The organism is Gemmobacter fulvus, assembly GCF_018798885.1.
GTDB classification, from domain to species: domain Bacteria; phylum Pseudomonadota; class Alphaproteobacteria; order Rhodobacterales; family Rhodobacteraceae; genus Gemmobacter; species Gemmobacter fulvus.
Map to the genome: position 1 here is coordinate 1,775,043 of NZ_CP076361.1, position 24,661 is coordinate 1,799,703.

A 24,661-nucleotide genomic window follows, 5' to 3' on the forward strand; every position below is an offset into this window, starting at 1 on the left:
GTCAGTCGTCCTTCATCAGCGGGCGCAGCCCATCCATCACATGCACAAGCTCTGACGAGATGCCCGGTTCCGACAGGGCATGGCCTGCCATCGTCACCATACGCAAATCACATCCGCGCCAGCCCTTCGCCAGCTTCCACGCCGACAGCGGCGGGCAGATCATGTCATAGCGGCCCTGCACGATGGTCGCCGTCAGATGTTCGATCCGGTGCCGCTCGCGCAGAATCCAGCCATCGGCCTCCAGAAACACCGCATTCTGGAAATAGTGATTCTCCAGCCGTGAAAACGCGCGGGCATATTCCGACGGGCTTTCATAATGTCCGCCATCGGCGGCAATCGCCGCCAGCGCATTTTCCCACTGCGCCCAAAGCCGCGCATAGCGCATTTCCTCGACCATATTGCCGGAAAACAGGCGGCGGTGATAGGCCGCCACCAGATCGCCGCGCTCTGCCTCGGGAATCGGCTCCACAAACCGCGCCCACAGCTCGGGAAAAAACGCACCCGCGCCGCCGCCATAAAACCACTCCAGCTCGGCTTTCTGGCCCAGAAACACCCCGCGCAGCACCAGATGGCGCACCGCTTCGGGGTGGCTGATTGCATAGATCAGGGCCAGCGTCGCGCCCCAGCTTCCCCCGAACAGAATGAACCGCTCAATGTCCAGCGCCGCGCGGATGGCCTCGATATCCGCCACCAGATGCCATGTCGTATTCGCCAGAACCGAGGCCGTGGGCCGCGACCGGCCACAGCCGCGCTGATCGAACAGCACCACCCGATAGATTGCCGGGTCAAAATAGCGCCGCATCGCCGGGCTGCACCCGCCGCCCGGCCCGCCATGCAGCACCAGAACGGGAACCCCCGCCGGATTGCCGCATTGCTCCATATACACCCGATGCCCGTCGCCCATATCAATCATGCGCTGGTCGAACGGCTCGACCGGCGGGTAAAGATATTCGACTGCGCGCTTTTGGCCTGATCTGTGATCCATGATCGCACTATATAACGCGCGGAGGCGACGCTGCCACAGAAACCGGAAGGACCAACCATGACCATATCCACGATTGACCCGTCCGAAGTGGCGAAATTCGAGGCGATGGCAGCCGAATGGTGGGATCCGCAGGGCAAGTTCAAACCGCTGCACGAAATGAACCCCTGTCGGCTGGATTATATCACCAGCCAGATCGCCGCCGAATTCGGGCGTGAACTGCGCGGCCCGCTGCCGTTTGCCGGATTGCGGATTCTGGATATCGGCTGCGGCGGCGGCCTGTTGTCGGAACCGATGGCGCGGCTGGGGGCAACCGTGGTCGGGGCCGATGCCGCCCCGCGCAACATCCCGGTGGCCGAGATCCATGCCGCACAGATGGGCCTGACCATCGACTATCGCCACACCACCGCGGAAGCCCTGGCCGATGCCGGAGAGCAGTTCGACGTGGTGCTGAACATGGAGGTGGTGGAGCATGTGGCCGATCCGCTGGCCTATCTGACCGCCTGCCAGCACTTGCTGAAACCCGGCGGGCTGATGCTGTGTTCCACGCTCAACCGCAATGCCAAAAGCTTTGCCATGGCGATTGTCGGCGCCGAATATGTGATGCGCTGGCTGCCCAAAGGCACGCATGACTGGAAGAAGTTCATCACCCCGGACGAGCTTTACGACCTGATCCGCCGCGCCGGTCTGGATCCGGTGGATCGCAAGGGCATGGTGTTCAACCCGCTTGGCTGGAGTTGGAGCCTGTCTGCCCGCGACCTGTCTGTCAATTACGTCACCGCCAGCGTGAAGCGGTGAAATCCGTGCTGTTCTGGGGCCTTCTGATCCTTGGTGCGGCATGGGCGGGCACGGCGCTCTGGGTGCAATTTCCGTCGGCCCGCTGGGTGGTGGGGCTGTTCGTGCTGGCGGTGGCCGGGGTGATCTGGCTGCGGCTGTCCTCTGGCTGGGGCTGGGCCGGGCTGGGCCTGCTGTCGGCGCTGCTGGCGGTCTGGTATCTGACGCTGACCCCGCGACAGGACCGCGACTGGGCCCCCGATGTGGCGCGGATCGTGCATGGCGAGGTGGCGGGCGATCAGGTGACCCTGCACAATCTGCGCGCCTTCCGCTGGCAGACCCGCGACACGGCGGAACAGACATGGCAAAGCGGGGTCTATGATCTGCGCCAGCTGACCGGCGCCGACATGATCACCTCGGTCTGGTCCAGCCCGGACATCGCGCATCTGCTGGTCAGCTTCGGTTTTGCCGATGGGCGGCATGTGGTGTTTTCGGTGGAAATCCGGCGCGAGGCGGATGAAAAATTCAGCTCGCTTGGTGGATTCTTCCGCCAGTTCGAACTGGCACTGATCGCGGCGGACGAGGCCGATATCGTCAAGCTGCGCAGCAATTTTCGGGGCGAGGATGTGCGGCTCTATCCGCTGCGCCTGACGCCAGAGCAATTGCGCGCGGTGTTCCTGCGTTATGTCGAGCTGGGCAATGAGCTGAACCGGGCGCCGCGCTTCTACAACACGATCACCAGCAATTGCACGACGGTGGTGTGGCATCTGGTCAAGGTGCTGAAGCCCGATCTGGGGCTGGACCCGAGCCTGCTGCTGTCAGGCCGCCTGCCGGACTGGCTGCACCGGCTGGGCGTGCTGGAGGGCAGCGGCTCTCTGGCCGACATCCGCGAACAGGCCCGGATCAGTACCCGCGCGCAGGCCGCACCGGCGGAGGCCGATTTTTCCGCCTGGATCCGTGAGACGGGCAGGCCCGCGCCCTGACGGCGCTGGCCCCTGCGATCAGAAATCGAGCCCGAGGTCCAGCACCGGGGCAGAATGGGTCAGCGCCCCCACCGAGATGTAATCCACCCCGGTTGCCGCCACCTCGGCAATGCGCGGCAGCGCCATATTGCCCGAAGCCTCCAGCACCACGCGCCCTGCGGCCAGCGCCACGGCCTCGGCCAGTTGCGGCGTGGTCATATTGTCCAGCAAGACCACATCGGCCCCGCCGATGGCCAGAACCTCGGCCAGCTGATCCAGCCGGTCCACCTCGATCTCGATCCGCATCATATGCGAGCGTGCGGCCATCGCCGCCGCCAGCACCGCGCGCACCCCACCTGCGGCGGCGATATGGTTGTCCTTGATCAGGATCGCATCCGACAGGCCATAGCGGTGGTTCGCGCCGCCGCCATGGCGCACCGCCTCTTTTTCCACCGCGCGCAGGCCGGGCGTGGTTTTGCGGGTGCAGGTGATGCGCGCCTTGTGCCTGGCGGTTTGCGCCACAAAGGCGGCGGTCAGCGTGGCAATGCCCGTCAGCCGCCCCGCAAAGTTCAGCGCCACCCGTTCCGCCATCAGGATCGAACTGGCGCTGCCGCTGATGCGCAACAGCGGATCGCCTGCCGCAAAGGGCTGTCCATCCGTCCGCAGCGGCTCGATCCGCAGCGCAGGATCCACCAGACGGAAGGCCATGGCCGCAATGCGCAGACCCGAGGCCACGCCCGCCGCCCGGGCATTCAGCTGCGCCGCATAGGTCAGGCCCGGCGGAATCACCGCGCGGCAGGTTGCATCACCCATCGGGCCCAGATCTTCGATCAATGCGGCACGAACCAGCGGTTCCAGCAGAAGATCAGGCAGCATCAGGCAGGTTCCTTCATGTCACGCAGGCTTTCGGCCTGATCCAGCAACAGGCGCGAGCGTTGCGCCTGCGCCGGATCGGCAAGGGGATGATCGGTGCGGAAATGCCCGCCCCGGCTTTCGCGGCGCAGCAAGGCGGCGCTGGTGATCAGGGTGGCCGTGGCCAACATATTGTCCAGCGCGGCACTGGCAGAGGCCGTTGCGGCCAGCGCGGCGATACGGTCCAGCGCCCGGCGCAGCCCCGCGCCATCGCGCAGCACGCCCACGTGATCCGTCATCACCCGCCGCAATTGCGCCACCACAGCCGGATCTGTTCCCGCGCCCCCCTGCGCAAAGCGCAAGGCCAAGGGCGGTGCTTCGACACTGGCGGGCAGGCGGGCGGCAATGTCATCCGCCGCCCGATGGGCATAGACCAGCGCTTCGAGCAGGCCGTTGGACGCCAGCCGGTTCGCGCCATGCAGCCCGGTACAGGCCGCCTCGCCACAGACCCACAGGCCGGGCAGCGAGGCACGCCCCCACAGATCCGCCTCGACCCCGCCCATATGGTAATGCGCCGCAGCGGCCACCGGAATCGGCTGGGTCACCGGGTCGATCCCCGCGCGGGCGCAGGCCTCCGCCACTGCCGGAAAGCGGCTGAGGATCTCGTCTCCCAGACAGGCGCGGGTATCCAGCATCGGGTGCCGCCCGGCCTGCGATTCGGCAAAGATCGCCCGCGCCACCACATCGCGCGGCGCAAGCTCAGCATCCGGGTGATGGGCCAGCATGAAGCGCGCGCCACGGTCATTGATCAGCAACGCCCCTTCGCCCCGCAGCGCTTCGGTCGCCAAGGGGGCCGGGTCTTCGCCGCAGGCAATCGCGGTCGGGTGGAACTGCACGAATTCGGCATCGGCAATCACCGCCCCGGCCCGGGCCGCCATGCCGATCCCCTGCCCGCGAATCCGCGCCGGATTGGTGGTGACGGCATAAAGCCCGCCCGATCCCCCCCCCGCCAGCAGCACGGCAGGCGCCTCGACCCGCAGCGGAGCCGAAGGCATATCGGCGCGTTCCAGCCAGACACCGCTCACCCGCCCCGAAGTCACCGCCAGCGCCGAGGCCATCACTCCTTCGACCACTTGCACCGAAGGGGTGGCCCGCACCGCGCGCACCAGCGCCGCCATGATCTCGCGCCCGGCCTGATCGCCCTGCACCCGCACCACGCGCGCGCAGACATGCGCCGCCTCGCGCGACAGCACATAATCCCCCGCCGCCGTGCGATCAAACGGCGTGCCCAACCGTGTCAGATCCAGGATATGACCGCGCGCCGCCTGCGTGACCAGCGCCGCCACAGCCGGATCCACCGTGCCCGCCCCGGCGCGGATGGTATCCGCCGCATGGCTTTCGGCGCTGTCGCCTGCCCCGATCGCCGCCGCCACGCCGCCCTGCGCCCAGGCCGACGAGGCCCCCGCCCCCAGTGGCTCGGGCGAAATCAGAAGCACCGGACGCGGTGCCAGCCGCAGCGCCGCCGACAGCGCCGCCAGCCCCGCGCCGATGATGATGACGCGCGGCGTGTGCAGCGTCATGCCGCAGGCTTCCGCGACAGATCAATCATGCGCTGCACCGCGATCCGCGCCCGCGCCGCAATCTCTGGCTCCACCTCAACCGGGGTCGTCATCGAATGCAGCGACCACAGCACCTTTTCCAGCGTGATCATCTTCATGTAGGGGCACATGTTGCAGGGGCCGACGAACTCCACCTCCGGCAGCTCGTCCGCGATGTTGGAGGCCATCGAACATTCCGTCACCAGCAGCGCCTTGGCCGGCCTCATACGATGCACAAAGTCGATGATACCGGCGGTCGAGCCCGAAAAATCGGCCTCGGCCACCACATCCGGCGGACATTCGGGATGGGCGATGATCGTAGTATCGGGCTGGAAACTGCGGAAATCGCGCAGATCCGCCGCCGAAAACCGTTCATGCACGATGCAGGAGCCTTCCCACCAGACCACCCGCTTGCCGGGCACCTGCCGCGCCACATTCTGCGCCAGATACTGATCCGGCGTCATGATGACGGTATCGCTCTCCATCGCCGCCACGATCTGCGCCGCATTGGACGAGGTGCAGCAGATGTCAGAGGCGGCCTTCACCGCCGCCGTGGTGTTGACATAGCTGACGACGGGCGCGCCGGGATATTGCGCGCGCATCTGAGCGATGCCATCCGGCGTGATCGATTCCGCAAGGCTGCACCCCGCGCCCATGTCGGGTATCAGAACCGTCTTGCCAGGGTTGAGGATCTTCGAGGTTTCGGCCATGAAATGCACACCGCATTGCACGATCACATCCGCCTGAACCTCAACCGCCTTCACCGCCAGTTGCAGGCTGTCGCCCACCACATCGGCCACGCCGTGAAAGATATCCGGCGTCATGTAGTTATGGGCCAGAATGACCGCGTTCCGCTCGGCCTTCAGGCGGTTGATCGCCAGCACATAGGGGGCATGGCGCGCCCAATCGGCCAGCGGCACCACCCGCGCCATGCGCGCGTGAATGTCGCGCGTCGCCTCTGCCGCCTGCATCGAGGGGCGCAGATCGTAATGGCGGGCCAGTTCGGCGCGCATCGGAGAGAGGTCGGTCAACAGCGTCATATCGGTCAGGCCTCGCAGGGGGCTGGGTGCCCGGCGCTGTTACACGACTGGCCGTTATGACGCAATCTATTGAAAAATGGTCGTTTTTGGATGTTTACAAACAATCCGGGTGGTCAGCCCCGGCTGGCCGCCACCGCCTCGGCCCGCAACGCCTCGCCAAAAATCACCATCATCGGCCCGGTGCCGGACGCGCCCTGCCGCAACAGGCCGGGCAGATCGGCCAGTGCCGTCAGCCGTGCCACCTGCCAGCCGCAGGCGGTGGCAATCGCCGCCAGATCAGGGGTCAGCAGATCCACCCCAAGGGGCGGCACGTTCTGCGCCAGCATATAGGATTTGATCTCGCCATAGCCTTTGTTGTCATGCAGCATCAGGATCAGCGGCACCTGCGCCTCGGCGGCACTTGCCAGTTCCGCCAGCACGAATTGCACGCCGCCATCCCCCGACAGCGCCACCACCGGCCGGTCCCCCGACAGCCGCGCCCCGATGGCCGCAGGCAGGCCATATCCCAGCGTGCCATATCCGGTGGCCGAGTTGAAATAGCTGCCCGGTGTGGCGGCGGCAAAGGCCACGTTGCCCGCATAGACAAGCTGGGTGGAATCGCCCACGATCAGCGCATCCGGCAAGGTGTCCCGCACCATGTTCAGCAGATGCAGGTCGCCCTGCATCGCCTCGGGCAAAGCAGCGCGTCCCGCCTGCGCCGCGGCGGCCCGCGCGGCCCCGCTGCCCGGCAGCCGCGGGGCAATCGCCGCCAGCAGCGCCGCCGCCGTCAATCCGGCATCGCCCACCATTCCAAGATCCGGCATCACGCCGCGCAGGATCTGACAGGGATCAATATCGGCGCGGATCAGGGTGCCATTGATGGCAAACCCGCCATCCTCATACATGTCGTAATCCGTCGGGCCCAGTTCGGTACCCAGCGCCAGCACCACATCCGCCGTCGCGATCATTGCGCGCGGCGCGGGCATCGAGGCGGTCAGGTTGACGCCGAGCGGATGGTCGGGCGGCAACAGGCCACGGGCGTTGGTGGTCATCACCACCGGCGCATCCAGCGCCTCGGCCAGTGCCTGCACGGCGGTTGCCCGCACCGCACCTCCACCCGCAAGGATCACCGGGGCCTGCGCCGCCGACAGCAGTGCCGCAGCCTGGGCCACCAGATCCGGCGCAGGCCCGGGCCGCGACAGGCGCAGCGGGCGCTCGGGCAGCGTAAGGTTGGGGGCCGGGGCCAGCATCACGTCAATCGGCAGTTCCAGATGCACCGGGCGCGGGCGCGCGCCATCAAACACCGCAAAGGCCTGCGCCAGGGCCGGGGCCAGTTCCTCGGGCCGGTTCACCGTGCGGCTGAAGGCAGACACCCCGGCAATCAGCCCGCGCTGGTCCGGCAATTCGTGCAGCCAGCCTTCACCCGATCCCATGCGGCCATGGGCGTTGACGGTGGAAATCACCAGCATCGGCACCGAATCCGCATAGGCCTGCCCCATCGCGGTGGTGATATTGGTCATGCCGGGGCCGGAGATGATGAAACAGACCCCCACCTTGCCCGAGGCCCGCGCATAGCCATCAGCCATGAAACCTGCGCCCTGTTCGTGGCGTGGCGTCACATGGCGGATGCCACTGCCCGCAAGGCCGCGATAGAGCTCGATCGTATGCACGCCCGGAATACCAAAAACCGTGTCGACGCCATAGCTGCGCAGCAACCGGGTCAGATAGACCCCGGTGCTTGTCTCGGTGCCTGTGTGCATCTGTCAGCCTTTCTCGTGTCGGCGTGCCTGCAACGCCTGTATCGCGGTTTTGCCCAGCACCACGGCCACAACAATGGCGATCAGCACCACCGAAATGGCGGCAATCGCCGGGTCGATATTGTCGCGCAGCCCCATCCACATCATGCGCGGCAGCGTCACCGCCTGAACCGAGGTGATGAACAGCGTCACCCCGATCTCCTCCCAGGACAGCACGAAGGTCAGGAACAGCGCGGTCAGGATGCCAAAGCGGATATTGGGCAGGATCACCCGGAACACCCGCATCGCCAGCCCTGCCCCCATGCTGCGCGCCGCCAGATCAATGCGGCGATCCACCTGCGACAGGGCCACCGTGATCAGCACCACCGCAAACGGCGCGATCATCACGGCATGGGCCAGTGCAACTCCGGCCCAGGTGTCATAGGCGACAAAGCTGTTCACCTTGCTGAGCGAGATCAGAAAGAAATACAGCGTCAGCGCCGAGACCACGGGCGGGGCCACCATCGGCAGCAGGGCCAGCCCCATCAGCAGCCCGGCAAAGCGCGGCTGGATCATCCAGATGCCCAGACTGAACGTCAGCGCCAGCGTCGTGGCCACCAGTGCCGCCACCACCCCGATGCGGATCGACAGCCAGACCCCCTGCGCCCAGGCCGGATTGTCGATCAGTGACTGATAGTGGCGCAGCGACCAGACATCCTCGGGCACGGCCAGATAGCGCGTGGGGGTAAAGCTGACCGGAATCACCGCGATCAGCGGCATCATCAGGAACACCGCAATCAGCGCGGCAAGCGTGGTGGCCAGCAGGCCGGGGCGCAGCGCCGTCATCTTGCCGCCCCCTGCTTGGTCTGCCGCAGCAACGCGGCCAACAGCGCGCCCACACCCAGCATCAGAATGACGCTGATGGCGGCGCCAAGGCCCCAGTCCGGGCTTTGGAAAATGCGCAGGTAAATCAGTTCCGCCACCATCACGCTGCGTCCGCCCCCCAGAATGGCCGGGGTCACAAAGAAGCCCAGCGCAAAGACAAAGACCACAAGCCCTGCCCCCATGATGCCCGCGCGGGTCATCGGCACGAACACCTGCCAGAACACCCGCGTGCGCGAGGCCCCCATGCCGCGCGCCGCCATCAGCACACGTTCATCGACATTGCGCATGGCCGAGGCGAGCGGGAACACCGCAAAGGGGATCAGGAAATGGGTCATGCCGACCACCACGCCAAATTCGTTGCGCACCATGGTCAGCGGCTCTGACAACACGCCCAGCCCTTGCAGCCAGCCGTTGAGAATGCCCTTGTTCGACAGCAGCGCCAGCCAGCCAAAGGCACGGGTCAGCACCGAAATCCAGAACGGGATCAGGATGCACAGCTCCACCGCCAGTTTCAGCGCAGGCCCGCCGCGCACCCAGGCCAGCGTAACGACATAGCCTGCCGCCACCGATGCCAGCGTGACCATCGCGCAGATGCGGATGGTGCGCCAGAACACCGTCAGCACCAGCGGATCGGTCAGCGCCGCCTTGTATTGGCCCAGGCCCGGTTCCGGCAGGGTCACGCTCCAGCGCAGCACCCCCAGAAAGGGCAGCAGATAGGTCAGCGCCAGAAACAGCATCAGCGGGCCGAGCAGCAGGATCAGGCGGGAAGATTGGGTCATGCAGCGCCTCGTGAAAAAGCTCTCTCCGGCGCAGCGCCAGAGAGAGCGCAGGATCAGGCCGAGATGATCTTGAGGTATTCATCCAGCGCCGGGCCGTAGTTTTCTTCGTACCACGGCATGTCGAGCGGGATTTGCAGCGCGAAATTGGCCGGATCCACCGGGTTGAAGCGCGCCTCTTCCGGCGGCAACAGCGCATCGGCTGCCGGGTTGGCCGGTCCCTGGCCCAACATGCGGAACATCACCAGCTGCTTTTCGGGATCCTGCGCCGAGGCGATGAATTTCATCGCCGCCTCGGCCCCAGCGGGATTGCCCTTGATCACCCCCATCGCACCGGGGGCGATCAGGCCCTGATCCCAGATGAACTTCACATCGCCGCCCGAATCCTCTTCGATCAGCTTGGCACGGGTGGACCAGATCAGCGCCATCGACGCCTCGCCATTCAGCAGCAGCGACTGGCTTTCCGATCCGCCGCCCCAGAAAGCCACCACATTGTCCTTGAACGCGGCGAGTTTGTCATGCGCGCGCTTGAGATCGAGCGGATAGAGATCGGCAGGCGCCACGCCATCGGCCAGCAGCGCCGCCTCCCACATGCCGACACCCCATTTGTACATGGCGCGCTTGCCGGGGAATTTTTCGACATCAAAGAAATCCGCCATGGATTTCGGCGGGGTATCGCCAAACTTCGTCGCGTCATAGGCGATGATATAGGAATAGAAATAGGTCGAGGCGGCGTAATCCCAGCCAAAGCCCTCGCGCATCTTGGCACGATCGACCACGGCATAGTCAATCGGCTCCATCATGCCCTTCTTGCCCAGCGCCTCGGCCGAGAAGGGATCGACATCCACGATGTCCCAGCTGGGTTTGCCGCTTTCAAACTGCGCCGCAATCGCGCCTTCGGTCGGGCCCGAGCCATCCTGTTTCACGGTGATGCCCGCATCAGCCAGGAAGGCCTTGCCATAGGCCTCATCATAAGCAGTGCCCGCATCGCCGCCCCAGTTGACGAACACCAGCTCGCCACTTTGCGCCATGGCGACAGTGCCGCGCAGGCCCAGCGCCGTCGTGCCCAGAAACACCGCCGCCAGTTGCGCGAAACTGCGGCGGCTGATCTGACCGCGCTGCGCCCGCGTTGCGAGGATCTCCAGACAGTCGCGTTCGAAATGTTCATTCATCGTCGTCATCCCTGTTATGGTTATTGGTGCAAGATCACAGGTGCCGCCCGTTGCCCGGCAGCGCGTCGTCACAGAAAGAAACCACGGTCATCAGGCCAGCTGGCCCAGACGGCCACACCGGGGGCAAGGCCCGCAGGAAGCTGCGCGGTGGGCAGGCTCAGCGCCAGATCGACACCGCCGGGGCTGCGCAGGCTCAACCGCGTCTCGGCGCCCAGATAGGTCAGATCCTGCAAACTGGCGGCGATGGCATTGCCACTTGCAGGCGAGGCCAGATGCAGCTGCATATATTCCGGCCGGATCGCCAGATGCGCCCCTTGCCCGGCATCGGCGCGCACCGCCTGACCTTCAAACCGGCCATCCACCAGCGGCAGGATGTTGATATCACCCAGAAATTCCGCCACAAACCGATTGGCCGGGCGTTCGTACACCTCGCGCGGGGCGGCGACCTGCTGCAAGCGGCCCTTTTCGAAAATCGCGATGCGGGTCGACAGCGCCAGCGCTTCGGACTGGTCATGCGTCACGAATACGAAGGTGGTACCGGTTTCGCGGTGCAGGCGGCGCATCTCGTCCTGCATCTGGCCGCGCAGGTTCTTGTCCAATGCGGAAAACGGCTCGTCCAACAGCAGCACCGGCGGCGCATAGACCAGCGCGCGGGCCAGCGCCACGCGCTGCTGTTGCCCACCCGACAGGCCGGAGGGGCGTTTGTGGCCATGGCCGCCCAGCCCCACCATTTCCACCATATCGGCGACGCGGCGCTTGATATCCGCCGCACCGCGCCGCTGCACCTTGAGCGGGAAGGCGATATTCTCCTCCACCGTCATATGCGGAAATAGCGCATAGCCCTGAAACACCATGCCAAAGGCGCGATCTTCGGCGGGCATCTGCGTCACATCTTGCCCGTTCAGCGTCAGCCGACCCGAGGTTGCCGCCTCGAACCCCGACAGGATCATCAGGAAGGTGGTCTTGCCGGATCCTGACGGGCCGAGCAGTGTCAGAAACTCGCCGCGCCCGATGGTCAGGCTGATGTCCTCCAGCGCGGTGAAGCGCCCGAACGTCTTGCCGATCTGATGGGCCCCGATTTCTGCTGCCCGTATCTCTGCGGCTTTTGTCACCCTGGATTTCCCCGTTCTGCGCATGGTCAGCGCCATTGATTGCAAAACCCTAGGGACGGGGGCGCAATCATGGCAAACGAAAGTTTTTCGTCCAATCGGGGAATGAAATTTGTCGATGCGGGTAAAGCCACGCCTTGGCTCAGGATTGCGGCAGTTCCGCCCTGAGCCAGCCGCGAAAGGCAGCAACCGTGGGATTTTCCGCCTTTTCCGGCGGCACGATCATGAAATATGACCGGGGAGAGCGGATGGCCAGATCAAAGGGCCGGATCAGCAGACCATTGGCCATCGCCTCGTGGCAGATGAATTCATCACCCATCGCCACCCCCTGCGACGACAGCGCGGCGGAATAGACCAGATTCATGTCCGAGAATCGCAGCCCGGTGCGGCTGCCTGCCTCGGGCAGCCCCGACAGGCGGAACCAGCTGGTCCAATCGTCGAAATCCGTCAGGTGCAGCAGGGTGGCGCGCGACAGATCTCTGGGATTGCCCAGCCCATCCAGCCGGTTCAGCAGCGCGGGGCTGCACAGCGGCGTGAATTCGACCTCTTTCAGCAGCTCCACCTGCATATCCGGCTGGTTTCCCAGCCCGAAGGTAATGAAAAGATCCACATCCGGGTTGCTGACATCATCCAGACGCCGGGGCGTCACCAGCAACAGCGCCACATCGGGAAAGGCGGCATTGAAGCGCCCGATCTTGGTGCAGAGCCAGCTGGAGGCAAATCCGGGCGGGCAGCTGACGGTCAGCGCGCCGCTGATGCCCCGCCCGGCATGGCGCGTGGCAGAGCCTGCCAGCGCCGACAGCGCACGCCGCACATCGGCGGCATAGGCAAGCCCCTGCGGCGTCAGTTCCACCCTTGTGCCGATGCGGTTCATCAGCCGGAAATCCAGATCCCGCTCCAGCAAGCGCAACTGGTGGCTGACGGCGCTGCGGGTCAGGTTCAGCTCGTCCGCCGCCTGCCAGACCGTGCCGTGGCGGGCAAAGCTTTCCAGCGCGCGCAGGGCCTGGGTTGAAGGGATGCGGGACATAGCAGCGGTTCCTGTCAGATCCGCACCAGCCTAGCGCCCCCGCACCGGGCTGGCCAGAGATTGGTGAAAATCATTTGCCGATCCCGCGAAAAGGTTTCACTTCGCCCGATCCGAAACGGCGTGTAGCGATAAGAGACCGTCCTTCGTAGATCCTGCTGACAGGAGCCGTGTTTGCCCCCCCTTTCCGCTGCCCAGACCACTGCCCTTGCGGCGATAGAAGCGCGCAAAGCCGAACTCTCGGTCTGGTGCGCGACGATTTTCGACCATGGCGAAACGGCCTGGCGCGAGTACCGCTCTGCCGCCTGGTATGTGGCGCGGCTGCGGGCCGAAGGTTTCACCGTCGAGGAAGGCTCGGGCGGGATGCCCACGGCCTTTTGCGCCGAATGGCAGAACGGCGCAGGCCCGGTGATCGGCATGTATGCCGAATATGATGCGGTGCCCGGCAATTGTCAGGCGGCCAGCCCTCGGCGCGAACCCCGCGCGGGCCTCGGCTTTCAGGCGGGCGGGCATACCGATCCCCACTCCGGCCTTGGCATCGCCCAGCTTGGCGGATTGCTGGCCACCAAGGCCGCGATGCAGCGGCACGGCATCAAGGGCGGTCTGCGCTTTACCGGCGAACCCGCCGAAAAGGTGCGCGGCTCGAAGCCCATTCACGCCGCCAAGGGCTATTACGACGGGCTCGCGGCAATGCTGTCCTTTCATCCGTTCTACATGCTGCCCATGTGCAACACCGTGCGCTGGGACACGCATTGCGGCGCGGCCTATGCCATGGTGTATCGCTTTCTGTGCGATGCGCCCGAAGGCTGGGGCCGCAGCGACGGCGCACCGATCCCGCAAAGCCATTCGACGGTGCGCGCACCGGGCGCCAATGATGCGCTGAACCTGATGTATCTGAGCAGCAAATCCCTGCGCGACTCCATGCTGCCGCATCAGGGCGGCTGGTCGATCTCCGAGGCGATCCTGACTGCGGGGCAGGCCACGGCAGACAATCTGCCCGCCGGTCTGGCGGAGATCCAGTATATGATGCGGGTGCCGACGCTGGAGATGGCCGAGGCGGTGACAGCGGTGCTGGACCGCAACGCCGAGGCCGCCGCCGCGATGACCGGCTGCCGGGTGGAACGCCATTGGGTGTGCAAATCGCGGCCCGGTCTGGCCAATCACGCGATGGCGCAGGTGGTCTGGGGTGCGCTGCAAATGCTGGGCGCGCCGCAATGGGACGAGGACGCAAAGGCAGTGGCGCGCGAGATTCAGGCCAATCTGGGCCTTGATCCGATGGCAGAGCCGTTCATTGACGAAATGACCCGGCTGATCGACCCCGAGGCGGCCGAGGCGATCCTGCGTCAGGATCTGCCGCCATCACAGCGCAACTCCACCTCGGATGACTATACCGACATGACATGGCACGCGCCGACGGCGCGGTTCTACATCGCCCGGCCCGCGCTGAAGGCCCCGGCGGGATATACCTATCCCACCTGGGTGATGAACGCGCTTGGCGGCATCCCAGCCACGATTGACCCGATGGTGGAACGCGCGGCGCAGGTGCTGGCGCTGTCGGCCCTGCGGCTGCTGGAGGATGACAGCGCGCGCGCGGCGGCATGGACCGAATTTACGCAGCGCACTGGCGGCGGCATCGGCGGTGAGCGCTGGCTTGCGCCGCTGTGCGATTACCCGCCACCCATCCATTTCCGCTGGCCCGAATATATCACAACCCCGCGCGGGCGGGACTGGTGGATCCCCGCCAGCCTGCCCGGCGCCTGAACAGGAGCTTTCCATGAACATCCAGACCCGCAACGAACCGTTCAGCCTGCGCCGCCGCAACCTCAAGGGCGCTACGCCCACCTTGCAGGGCTGGGGCTTTGCCAATGAAACCGACCGGCTGACCGATGTGCTGCTGGGCAGCCCCGCGCATCTGCGGCATCTGTCGACCTCCAGCCTGTCGCGCAAACATCTGCGCGAAAATCCCTGCAATGTGCAGGTGGCACAGGCACAGCACGCCGAACTGGTCGCCGCCTATGAGCATTTCGGGGTGAAGGTGCATATGGTGGAGCCGGAACCGGAACTGCCGATGCAGGTCTATACCCGCGATTCCTCGGTGATGACGCCCTACGGCGCGATCATCACCGCGATGAGCCAGTGGTGGCGGCGCGGCGAGAATTACGCCGCCATCCGCAATTACGAAAAGCTGGGCATCCCGATCTATGACATGGTGACGTCAGGCACTTTTGAAGGCGGTGATTTCAACGTGATCGAGGAAGGCTGCGTGCTGATCGGCTGCGGCGGGGCGCGCACGCAGGAAGAAGGTGCCCGGCAGGTGCAAGGCTGGTTCGAGGCCGAGGGCTGGGAGGTGCGGCTGGCCTTCATCGACGAATATTATGTGCATATCGACCTGATGGTGGTGCCGATCGCGCCAAAGCTGACGGCGGTCTGCCTCGCCTGCACCGAACCCGCGATTGTCGACTGGCTGCGCGCCAAGGGGCATGAAATCATCGACGTGCCGTTCCCGGATACGATGGCACTGGGCTGCAACTTCATGTCTCTGGGCGGCGACCGGGTGATTGCCCCCACCTCGTCGCAAAGCCTGATCGGGCAACTGAAGGCGCGCGGCTTCGAGGTGGCATCGGTGGATATGTCTGAAATCTCGAAAACCGGCGGCGGGATTCACTGCATGGCGCAGGCACTGCGCCGCGCGCCGTGATGCTGGCCGAGCTGCTGGCGGCACTGGGGCCGGCAGGCTGCCTGACCGGCGACCGCGTGGCCGAGGCCGCGCGGTCGGATGCCAGCCGCAGCGGGCAGACCCTGCCACTGGCGCTGCTGCGCCCGTCCAGCGTGGCCGAAGTCTCGGCGGCGCTGGAGATCTGTCACCGCCACGGACAGCCGGTGGTGCCGCAAGGCGGCATGACCGGGCTGGCGGGCGGGGCCAATCCGCGCTCTGACGACGTGGCGCTGTCTCTGGCGCGGTTTGCCGGGGTGGAGGAGATCGACCCCGATGCCGGAACCATGCTGCTGCGCGCAGGCACAGTGCTGGAGCGGGCACAGGAGGTAGCGGCCGAGGCGGGCTTTCTGCTGCCGATTGATCTGGGCGCGCGCGGCTCTTGCCAGATCGGCGGCAATATCGCCACCAATGCGGGCGGGTTGCGGGTGATCCGCCATGGCATGACACGCGACAATCTTCTGGGGATCGAGGCGGTGCTGGCGGATGGCCGTGTCGTCTCGTCGTTGGGGCGCATGGTCAAGAACAATACCGGCTATGATCTGCGGCATCTGTTCTGCGGGTCCGAGGGCAGTTTGGGCGTGATCACCCGCGCCGTGATCCGGCTGCGCCCGCTACCCGAGGCGCGGCAGACCGCGCTCTGCGCGCTAAGCTCTTACCGCGCGGTGCTGACCCTGCTCGACATGGCGCGCAAGACCCTGACGGTGTCGGCGTTCGAGGCGATGTGGCAGGATTATTTCGCCTTCAACCAACAGATCGCCCGGCTGTCTCTGTTTGCCAACCCGCCACCCTTTGCCGTGATCCTTGAGGCGGAAGGCGCGGGGCTGGAGCCGCTGCTGGAACAGGCGTTCGAGGCCGGGGTGATTGACGACGCGCTGGTGGCGCAATCGCAGACCGACGCCCGGCGCTTCTGGGAGGTGCGCGAGGGGCACGCGATGGAAACCGCGCTGCCCGGGCTGATCAATCTGGACATCAGCCTGCCGGTGGCGCGTCTGGATGATTTTGCGCAGGCCTGCCGCGCCGGGCTGCGGGCGCGCTTTCCCGATGCGCATGTGTCCTTTTATGGCCATGTGGGCGACAGCAACCTGCATGTCGCGGTGGCGCTGGCCGACAATGCAGAGGATGGCGGGCATGAGGTGGACCGCATCGCCTATGATCTGGTGCGCGGCTTTGGCGGCTCCATTTCCGCCGAACATGGCATCGGCACGCTGAAACGCGATTGGCTTGGCCATTCGCGCAGCCCGGTGGAACTGGCGGTAATGCGGCAGATCAAGGCGGCGCTGGACCCCAAGGGCATCCTCAACCCCGGCAAACTGCTGCCTGCTTGACCTTGGCTTGCGCCGCCGGGATGGTGGGGCCGCAAGCGGAAGGAGAGCACCATGGCGCAGCAGGACGCGGCCCCGGCCCTGAAAGAGATCTTCAACGTCGCAGCCCTGGAAGAGATCGCGCAGGCAGTGCAACGGGTGCATCCGGCGTTTCCGGCAACGCGCTTTCTGGCGCTCTGTGCCGAGGGTCATGCCGATATGGCCCTGATGGCCCGCCTGCACCGGGTGTCAGAGGCGCTGCACGCCACATTGCCCGCCGATTACCTGACGGCGCTGGACATCCTGCTGCGGCTGGTCCCGCATCTGAAACGCGGCTTCCTCACGCTGTTCCTGCCGGATTTCGTCGCCCGTTATGGGCTGCACAGCTTTGAGCCGTCGATGGAGGCGCTGAAGGCCTTTACCCCCTATGGATCATCGGAATTCGCGGTGCGCGCCTTTTTGCGGCAGGATTTTGACCGCACGCTGGCGGTGATGCAGGAGTGGGCCGGGGATGACGATCCGCATGTTCGGCGGCTGGCCAGCGAAGGATCGCGGCCCCGGCTGCCGTGGTCCTTCAAGCTGGATCGGCTGGTGGCGGATCCCGCCCCGGTGCGGCCCATCCTGACGGCGCTGAACGCGGATCCCAGCCTTTATGTGCGCAAATCAGTGGCCAATCACCTGAATGACATCAGTAAGGACCATCCGGGCTGGGCGCTGGATCTGATCGGCGCATGGCCCCGCGATGTGCCCGAAACGGCATGGATCACCAAACATGCGCTGCGCAGCCTGATCAAGGCGGGCGATGGCCGCGCGCTGGCGCTGATCGGTGCAGGTGGTCCGGCGCAGGCCCGGGTGGCCGATCTTCAGATCAGCCCGGCGGCGCTGGCCCTGGGCGGTGAGATCACCCTGAGCTTTGCGCTGATTTCTGACGCGGCAGAAGCGCAGCGGCTGGTGGTGGATTACGCGGTGCATTACGTCAAGAAATCGGGCGGCAGCGCGGCCAAGGTGTTCAAGCTGAAACTGCTGACGCTCGACCCCGGCGCGGTGCTGCATCTGAGCCAGCGGCGCGCCCTGCGCAACTTCACCACGCGGGTGCATTATCCGGGGCGTCACCGGGTGGATATTCTGGTGAATGGCGCCGTGCTGGCCAGCGGCGCCTTTGATCTGCTGCCCGAGGCGTCAGAGGGGCAGGGCACCGCCCTGCCCTGAGCCGTCAGCGCGCGACCGGCACGCCGCCCGCAGTGGCAAGGCTGAGCGCGACATAATGCGCCGCCTCGGCCCGGATGGCCTGCGCGAGGGCACGACGCGCATCGAACTCGGTGCGCTCGGCATCCAGCACCGCCAGAAAATCGCCCTGCCCCAGATCGAATTCGGCCCGCGCCAGATCCAGCGTCTGCCGCGAGGTGCTGACCAGCTTGTCCTGCGCGCCGATGTTGCGGGCATCGCGGCGATAGGCCGACAGCGCCGCCTCCACCTCTTCCACCGCTTTGGTCACTGCGGATTTCCACGCAAGCTCCGCCTGCACCGCCCGGGCCTCGGCCCCGCGCAGGGTGGCGCGATTGCGCCCGCCATCAAAGATCGGCAACGAGATCTGCGGCCCGAAGGACCAGGTGGTCAGCGCGCCGGAGGCCCGCGCCTCGCTCGCCGTCACGGTGCCACCCAGCGACAGCGACGGATAAAGGGCCGCCCGCGCCACCCCGACCGAGGCCGCAGCCGAGGCCAGATCGCGCTCTGCCTTGCGGATGTCGGGGCGGTTGCGCAGCACATCGGCAGGCACGCCGATTGCGGCGCGATAGCGCGGCCGCGGCTGCGCCATGCCCTTTTGCAGATCGGCGCGCAGGCGGCTGGCCGATTGCCCGGTCAGCGTGGCCAGCCGATAGATCGCCTGATCATAGCCCACTTCCAGCGCGGGCAGCTCTGCCTCGGCCACGGCCACCAGTTGTTCGGCCTGCAACACATCCAGCCGCGCCACGCTGCCCAGATCGAACTTCTCGCGCGTCAGGCTCAGGCTTTTGCGGCGGCCCGACAGGCTGTCTTGCGTCAGCGCGATGCTGTGCTGGTAAAAGCGCAGATCGGCATAGGTGGTGGCGATTTCGGCCAGAATGGCCAGACGCGCCACATCCGCCGACAGATAGGCCGCATCCAGCTGCGCCGCAGCCGAGCGTTTGGCGGCGCGATTGGCCCCGAACAGATCAATCATCCAGCTGGTGTTCAGCCCGACGCTGCTGGTGCTGTCTGCGCCCTTGCCTTGCAGATCGCTGCGCCCGGCACTGCCCGTCGCAGACAGTTGCGGCAGATCGGCCGCTCCGGCGAGGCCCGCATTGGCGCGGGCCTCGCTGATCCGCGCCACCGCCTGTTGCACATCGAGGTTCTGTGCAAGGCCCTGCTGCATCAGGGCGTCTAGGCGGCTGTCGCGGAAGGCCGCCCACCATTGCGGCGATTGCGCGGTGTCGGCGGCGGGTTTGGTGCCGGTGAAGGCGGCAGGCACGGAAACGCTGGGCGCTTTGCTGGATGCCGCCGGGCCGTCACCCGGCAATACGCAGGCAGACAGCATCAGCAGGGCAAAGCCCGGAACGGTAAAACGAAGCGAGGTCATGGAAAGGCACCTGTCGGGCAAGGGAGGGGCGGCTGCGGGCGGCATCGCGCCCGCAGCAAGTGGGATCGGCAGACCGCTCAGACGGCGGTCGTGTCAGGTTTTGACGCCGTGCCGTCAGGGCCGGATGATCCGCTGCGCGAGCCGAAAAGCGACAGCACAAAGACGAAGAACACCGGCACAAAGAAGATGGCAAAGATGGTGGCCGCAATCATGCCGCCGATCACCCCGGTGCCAATCGCATTCTGGCTGGCCGCGCTGGCCCCGGTGGCAATGGCCAGCGGCACCACGCCCAGCGTGAAGGCAAGCGAGGTCATCAGGATCGGCCGGAAGCGCAGCTGCGCCGCCTGCACCGCCGCATCACGCAGGCTCAGCCCCTGTTCGCGCAGCTCTTTGGCAAACTCCACGATCAGGATCGCGTTCTTGGCCGAAAGCCCGATGATCGTGATCAGACCCACCTTGAAGTAAAGGTCATTCGGCATGTCACGCAACCAGACGGCAGCCACACAGCCCGCGACCCCCAGGGGAACCACCAGCATCACCGACAGCGGGATCGACCAGCTTTCGTAAAGCCCCGCCAGCAGCAGGAACACGAACAGGATGCTGAGCCCGTAAAGGATCAGTTCCTGCGAGCCGGACTGCAGTTCTTCCAGCGATTGCCCGGTCCATTCAAAGCCGAAACCTTCGGGCAGTTCGGCGGCCAGCTGTTCCATCGTCGCCATGGCGGCCCCGGTGGAGGAACCGGGCGCAGCGCCCCCGGACAGGCGCACCGCCGCATAGCCGTTGTAGCCAACCACCTGCGACGCGCCATTCTGCCAGGCGACGCTGGCGAAGGACGAGAAGGGCACCATGCCGCCATTGCTGTTGCGCACGGTAAGCTTCAGCAGATCTTCGGCCTGCATCCGCGCATCCTGATCCGCCTGCACCACCACCCGCTGCAAACGCCCGGCATTCGGGAAGTCGTTGACATAGGACGAGGCGAGGTTTTGCGAAATCGTGGTGTTGATGTCCACGAAGGTCACGCCAAAGGTATTGGCCTTTTCGCGGTCGATGGTCAGGATCACCTGCGCTGCGGGCGGCATGCCTTCGCTGCGCAATCCGGCAATCACGCCGCTTTGCTGCGCGCTCTGCATCAGTTGTGCCGCTGCGGCCTGAAGCGCCTGTTGGCCATGGCCGGCACGGTCCTGCAAGCGGAAGCTGAACCCCCCCGAGGTGCCAAGCCCCATGATCGCCGGGGGCGACAGGGCAAAGGCCTGCGCATCCTTCAGCCCGAACAGCTGCATGTTCGCGCCATTGGCCACATCCTGCGCCGCCTGATCGCGGTCGGCCCAGTCCTTCAGCGTGACGAACATCAGCGCCGCGTTGGTGCCGGTGCCCGAGAAGCTGTAGCCCTTGATGCCGACGGCATTTTCAACCGCCTCATTGCCGAGGAACAGCTGTTCGGCGGTCTGGATCACCTCCATCGTGCGGTTGCCCGATGCGGTAGGCGGTGTTTGCAGGTCAACGATGATGAAGCCCTGATCCTCGTTCGGCAAGAAGCTGGTCGGCAGTTTGACGAAGCCGAAGCCCACCGCGACGCCGATCACCAGATAGATCACCATCATCAGGCCGGTGCGCCCGGTCAGCCGCCGAACCAGACCGGAATAGCCCTTGGTCGAACGGTCAAAGCCGCGGTTGAATAGGCCAAAGAAGCCGCGTTTGGCATGGCCCTGCCCCTTCTCGATCGGCTTGAGGAAGGTCGCGCACAGCGCGGGCGTCAGGCTAAGCGCGAGGAAGGCCGAAAACAGGATCGAGGCCACCATGGTCAGCGAGAATTGCCGGTAGATGATGCCCGTCGATCCGGCAAAGAAGGCCATCGGAATGAACACCGCCGACAGCACCAGCGAAATGCCGATGATCGCACCGGTGATCTGGCCCATGGCCTTGCGGGTCGCCTCTTTCGGGGGCAGCCCTTCGCTTTCCATGATCCGCTCGACGTTTTCCACCACCACGATGGCGTCATCGACCAGAATCCCGATGGCCAGCACCATGGCGAACATGGTCAGCACGTTGATCGAAAACCCCGTGGCCAGCATCACGGCCATCGTGCCCAACAGTGCCACCGGCACCACCAGCGTCGGGATGATGGTGTACCGGAAGTTCTGAAGGAAGATGAACATCACGATGAACACAAGGACGACAGCCTCGATCAGCGTGTGAACCACCTTTTCAATGGATTTCTCCACGAAAGGCGCCGTGTCATAGGGGATGGAATAGGCAACACCTTCGGGGAAGAATACCGACAGCTCTTCCATCTTGGCCTTGATTGCCTCGGAGGTCGCCAGCGCATTGCCGGTCGAGGCAAGCTGCACCCCCACGGCGGCGCTCGGCTGGCCATTCAGCCGCGAGGAAAAGCCATAGCTTTCGGCCCCCATCTCGATCCGGGCCACATCTTTCAGCCGCACCGCAGAGCCATCAGGATTGGCGCGCAGGACGATGTTTTCAAACTCGGTCAGGGTGTTGAGCTGCCCTTTGACCAGCACGGTCGCCGTCAGCTGCTGCGCAATCGGGTTGGGGTCGGCACCGATGCTGCCCGCCGCCACCTGCGCATTCTGCGCTGTGATTGCGGCCGTCACATCGGCACTGGTCAGGCTCAGCCCGGTCAGCTTGCTCGGGTCGATCCAGACCCGCATCGCGCGGCCTGCGGCAAACAGCTGTGCTGCGCCCACACCATCAATCCGGCGGATCTCGCCCAGCACGTTGCGGGTCAGATAGTCGCCCAGATCCACCTCGTCACGGGTGCCATCGGTCGAGGTCATCGACAGGATCAGAAGAAACCCGGCACCGGCCTGTTCGACACTGATCCCCTGCTGCGTCACGGAACGCGGCAGGCGCGGCTCGACCCGGCTGACGGCATTCTGCACGTCAATCGTGGCCTTGGCGACATTGGTGCCCGGCGTGAAGGTGGCGGTGATGGTGATCCGCCCCGACGCATCCGAGGTGGATTCGAAATAGGTGATGCCTTCGATGCCGTTCAGCTCTTCTTCGATGGGCTGGGCGACGCCGGCATACATCTCTTCGGGCGAGGCCCCGGTATAGACAGCCGACACGGAAATCTGCGGCGGGGCCACATCCGGGTATTGGCTGACGGGCAGCATCGGGATCGACAGGATCCCCGCGATGGAAATGAAGATGGCGATGACCCAGGCAAGAATGGGTCGGCCAATGAAAAACTGTGCCATGAGCGCGCGCCTTATTCGTTGGCTGCGGCAGGCGCAGCGGCGGGGTCAGTCGAAGCCGGAGCTGGTTCGGTCGTCACCACCTCGGGGGCCACGGTCGCACCGGGATAAAGCTTCTGCGCCCCCTCGACGACGATGGTTTCACCGGCTTCCAGCCCGCTTTCCACCAGCCAGCGGTCGCCCAGCGTGGCGCCAAGCCGCACGCGGCGCAGATCCACCAGCGTTTCATCCTTAAGCACATAGACCTGTGCATTGCCCTGCGCGTCACGCATCACGGCCTTCTGCGGCACCGCCAGCGCGTTCTTGCGCACGGCCTGTTCGATCCGCACCCGCACATAAAGGCCGGGCAGCAGGTCGCCTTCGGGGTTCGGAAACTCTCCGCGCAGCGTCACCTGCCCCGTGGTGGCATCCACCGCCGCCTCGGAAAACAGCAGGGTGCCCTTGTGCTGATAGGGCGAGCCGTCATCAAAGAACAGTTGCACCGTGGCCGCGCCGGGGGCGGTTGCCACCAGTTCGCCGGCCGCCATCGCGCGTTTCAGTTGAAACAGTTCTGACGAGGATTGGGTGAAGTCGGCATAGACCGGATCAAGCTGCTGGATCAACGCCAGATGCTGCTCGCCGGTCGCGCTGACCAGCGCGCCTTCGGTGACCAGCGCCCGCCCGATCACGCCGGTGATCGGGGCGCGCACTTCGGTGTAATCGAGGTTCAGCGCCGCTTCGGCCAGCGCCGCATCGGCAATCGCCACATCCGCCTCGGCCTGTGCCACCAGCGTTTCGGCATTGTCCAGCTCGACCCCGGACGAGACATTGCGTTCGCGCAGCTTTTTCTGCCGCTGCAATTCCACCTGCGCATTGGACAGGGTGGCCTTGGCGCGGGACAACGAGGCCTCGGCACTGGCGACCCGCACCCGGAACGGCGCGGCATCAATGCGATAAAGCACATCGCCTTCCTGTACGCGGCTGCCCTGTTCGAACACCCGCTCCACCAGAATACCCGAGACGCGCGGGCGCACTTCGGACATGCGGGTCGCAGAAATGCGGCCCGGCAATTCATTGATGATCGGCAGTTCTTCGGGCGTCAGGGTCAGAACACTGACCGGGGTTGGTGGCATCTGCCCGCCCTGCTGCGCAAGAACCGGGGCAGAAAGGGCGAGAGTGAGCGCCGCAACCGGCGCGAGGAGAGAGGGAAACCGGATCATCTTGAACCTGTGATTGAAGGCGATGGCACCAGAATGGCGCGTGGCTGTGGGGTCAGTCTTGCAGCGGATCAGGGGCTGGCGGCAGGGTGTCTGCGCTGGCGAGGGTGCGGATATCCTGCATCACACGGGCGCGCAGGTCTTGGTCAAAGCTGTGGAAGCCCAGATATTCCATCGACATTACCCCTTGCAGCGCCAGATAGGCCAGCATCGCCACCCGCGGATTTTCCGCGCTGTCGGTGATGCGGGCAATATCGGCAGTGAAAAGATCACGCAGGATATTCTGACAACTGTTGGTGGTGCTGAGCGATGCTGTCAACACCATGGCCGAAGCCATCTCATCGGCGGAGGGCGCTTCGCAGGCATGGTCGATCACGGCGGCAAGCCAGGCCGCCGTGCTGCCGCCCGCCGCATCTGCCGCCGCATGGATCGCGGCGCGCTTCGCCTCGACCCGGTTACGGACATAGGCGGCCATCATTTCGTTCTTGTTGGCAAAATCATAAACGACGCCAGCCTTGCTGATGCCTGCGGCGCGCGCCACGGCATCAATCGTCAGCGCGGCGGCACCCTGCTGATGCACGACCGCCTCGATGGCATCCATGATCGTCTGGCGATCTATGGTTTTCCTGCGGCCCATTGTTTTGCCTGCATAAATAGAAATACGTCCGTTCGTGTATTTTCTTTTGCCTCATGCGTCAAGTCCAGCAGACATGACAAAGGCCCCTTGCGGGGCCTCTGTGCAACAGTG

General features: G+C 65.4%; 20 protein-coding genes. 6 read left to right on the forward strand and 14 right to left on the reverse strand.

The features are described from left to right. Position 1: 1 nt before the first annotated feature. Positions 2-985 (reverse strand): prolyl aminopeptidase, encoded by a 984-nt coding sequence (pip, locus tag KM031_RS08705; RefSeq protein WP_215506249.1) that lies wholly within the window; start codon positions 983-985, stop codon positions 2-4. 57 nt (positions 986-1,042) lie between these two features. Here pip and ubiG point away from each other — a divergent pair, with 57 nt between their 5' ends. Both ubiG and KM031_RS08715 read left to right on the forward strand, forming a co-directional pair. Beyond that, entirely contained in the window at positions 1,043-1,780 is a 738-nt protein-coding gene (gene ubiG, locus KM031_RS08710; RefSeq protein ID WP_215506248.1) for a bifunctional 2-polyprenyl-6-hydroxyphenol methylase/3-demethylubiquinol 3-O-methyltransferase UbiG, read from the forward strand. Beyond that, positions 1,777-2,739, forward strand: a complete 963-nt coding sequence (locus tag KM031_RS08715; protein WP_215506247.1) for an Lnb N-terminal periplasmic domain-containing protein — start codon at positions 1,777-1,779, stop codon at positions 2,737-2,739. Before ubiG ends, KM031_RS08715 begins: the two co-directional genes overlap by 4 nt. Positions 2,740-2,757: 18 nt before the next feature. Here the strand turns inward: KM031_RS08715 and nadC are convergent, their stop codons facing one another. The 9 genes from nadC to KM031_RS08760 all read right to left on the reverse strand — a co-directional run bounded on the left by nadC (position 2,758) and on the right by KM031_RS08760 (position 12,892). Continuing rightward, positions 2,758-3,594, reverse strand: a complete 837-nt coding sequence (nadC, locus tag KM031_RS08720; protein WP_215506246.1) for a carboxylating nicotinate-nucleotide diphosphorylase — start codon at positions 3,592-3,594, stop codon at positions 2,758-2,760. Beyond that, a complete protein-coding gene (locus KM031_RS08725; RefSeq protein ID WP_215506245.1) occupies positions 3,594-5,150 on the reverse strand; it encodes an L-aspartate oxidase in 1,557 nt (518 codons plus the stop codon). The genes nadC and KM031_RS08725 overlap by 1 nt, the downstream gene beginning before the upstream one ends. Beyond that, complete coding sequence (nadA, locus tag KM031_RS08730; RefSeq protein WP_371878988.1) at positions 5,147-6,208, reverse strand: quinolinate synthase NadA; 1,062 nt, start codon at positions 6,206-6,208, stop codon at positions 5,147-5,149. Before nadA ends, KM031_RS08725 begins: the two co-directional genes overlap by 4 nt. 113 nt (positions 6,209-6,321) lie before the next feature. Then, positions 6,322-7,947, reverse strand: coding sequence for a 5-guanidino-2-oxopentanoate decarboxylase (locus KM031_RS08735; RefSeq protein WP_215506244.1), 1,626 nt, complete (start codon positions 7,945-7,947; stop codon positions 6,322-6,324). A 3-nt stretch (positions 7,948-7,950) separates the two neighbouring features. Next, positions 7,951-8,769: an ABC transporter permease gene (locus KM031_RS08740; RefSeq protein WP_215506243.1), complete on the reverse strand. Its 819-nt coding sequence runs from the start codon at positions 8,767-8,769 to the stop codon at positions 7,951-7,953. After that, positions 8,766-9,587 (reverse strand): ABC transporter permease, encoded by an 822-nt coding sequence (locus KM031_RS08745; protein WP_215506242.1) that lies wholly within the window; start codon positions 9,585-9,587, stop codon positions 8,766-8,768. Before KM031_RS08745 ends, KM031_RS08740 begins: the two co-directional genes overlap by 4 nt. A 53-nt stretch (positions 9,588-9,640) precedes the next feature. Beyond that, positions 9,641-10,756 (reverse strand): ABC transporter substrate-binding protein, encoded by a 1,116-nt coding sequence (locus KM031_RS08750; RefSeq protein ID WP_215506241.1) that lies wholly within the window; start codon positions 10,754-10,756, stop codon positions 9,641-9,643. Positions 10,757-10,824: 68 nt separating this feature from the next. Beyond that, positions 10,825-11,868 carry an ABC transporter ATP-binding protein gene (locus KM031_RS08755; RefSeq protein ID WP_260691891.1) on the reverse strand — a complete coding sequence of 348 codons (1,044 nt, stop codon included), beginning with the start codon at positions 11,866-11,868 and terminating at the stop codon, positions 10,825-10,827. Positions 11,869-12,007: 139 nt separating this feature from the next. Then, on the reverse strand, positions 12,008-12,892 hold the full coding sequence (locus KM031_RS08760; protein ID WP_215506239.1) for a LysR substrate-binding domain-containing protein: 885 nt from the start codon (positions 12,890-12,892) through the stop codon (positions 12,008-12,010). Between the two features lie 171 nt (positions 12,893-13,063). Here KM031_RS08760 and KM031_RS08765 point away from each other — a divergent pair, with 171 nt between their 5' ends. Genes KM031_RS08765 through KM031_RS08780 form a run of 4 tightly spaced genes read left to right on the forward strand, consistent with a single transcriptional unit; the run spans position 13,064 to position 18,115 of the window. Next, positions 13,064-14,650: a zinc-binding metallopeptidase family protein gene (locus KM031_RS08765; RefSeq protein ID WP_215506238.1), complete on the forward strand. Its 1,587-nt coding sequence runs from the start codon at positions 13,064-13,066 to the stop codon at positions 14,648-14,650. A 13-nt stretch (positions 14,651-14,663) separates the two neighbouring features. Continuing rightward, on the forward strand, positions 14,664-15,587 hold the full coding sequence (locus tag KM031_RS08770) for a dimethylarginine dimethylaminohydrolase family protein (RefSeq protein ID WP_215506237.1): 924 nt from the start codon (positions 14,664-14,666) through the stop codon (positions 15,585-15,587). Continuing rightward, positions 15,587-16,930: an FAD-binding oxidoreductase gene (locus KM031_RS08775; protein ID WP_215506236.1), complete on the forward strand. Its 1,344-nt coding sequence runs from the start codon at positions 15,587-15,589 to the stop codon at positions 16,928-16,930. Before KM031_RS08770 ends, KM031_RS08775 begins: the two co-directional genes overlap by 1 nt. 51 nt (positions 16,931-16,981) lie before the next feature. Further along, the gene (locus KM031_RS08780) at positions 16,982-18,115 is read left to right on the forward strand and encodes a DNA alkylation repair protein (protein ID WP_215506235.1); all 1,134 of its coding nucleotides are present in this window, start codon (positions 16,982-16,984) and stop codon (positions 18,113-18,115) included. Between the two features lie 4 nt (positions 18,116-18,119). Here KM031_RS08780 and KM031_RS08785 read toward each other — a convergent pair whose 3' ends face one another. From KM031_RS08785 to KM031_RS08800, 4 genes are all read right to left on the reverse strand, one after another. Then, entirely contained in the window at positions 18,120-19,502 is a 1,383-nt protein-coding gene (locus KM031_RS08785; protein WP_246567173.1) for an efflux transporter outer membrane subunit, read from the reverse strand. Positions 19,503-19,579: 77 nt separating this feature from the next. Next, the gene (locus KM031_RS08790; RefSeq protein WP_215506233.1) at positions 19,580-22,720 is read right to left on the reverse strand and encodes a multidrug efflux RND transporter permease subunit; all 3,141 of its coding nucleotides are present in this window, start codon (positions 22,718-22,720) and stop codon (positions 19,580-19,582) included. A gap of 11 nt (positions 22,721-22,731) precedes the next feature. After that, positions 22,732-23,916 carry an efflux RND transporter periplasmic adaptor subunit gene (locus tag KM031_RS08795; RefSeq protein ID WP_215506232.1) on the reverse strand — a complete coding sequence of 395 codons (1,185 nt, stop codon included), beginning with the start codon at positions 23,914-23,916 and terminating at the stop codon, positions 22,732-22,734. A gap of 52 nt (positions 23,917-23,968) precedes the next feature. Further along, positions 23,969-24,550, reverse strand: a complete 582-nt coding sequence (locus tag KM031_RS08800) for a TetR/AcrR family transcriptional regulator (protein ID WP_215506231.1) — start codon at positions 24,548-24,550, stop codon at positions 23,969-23,971. Positions 24,551-24,661: the final 111 nt, after the last annotated feature.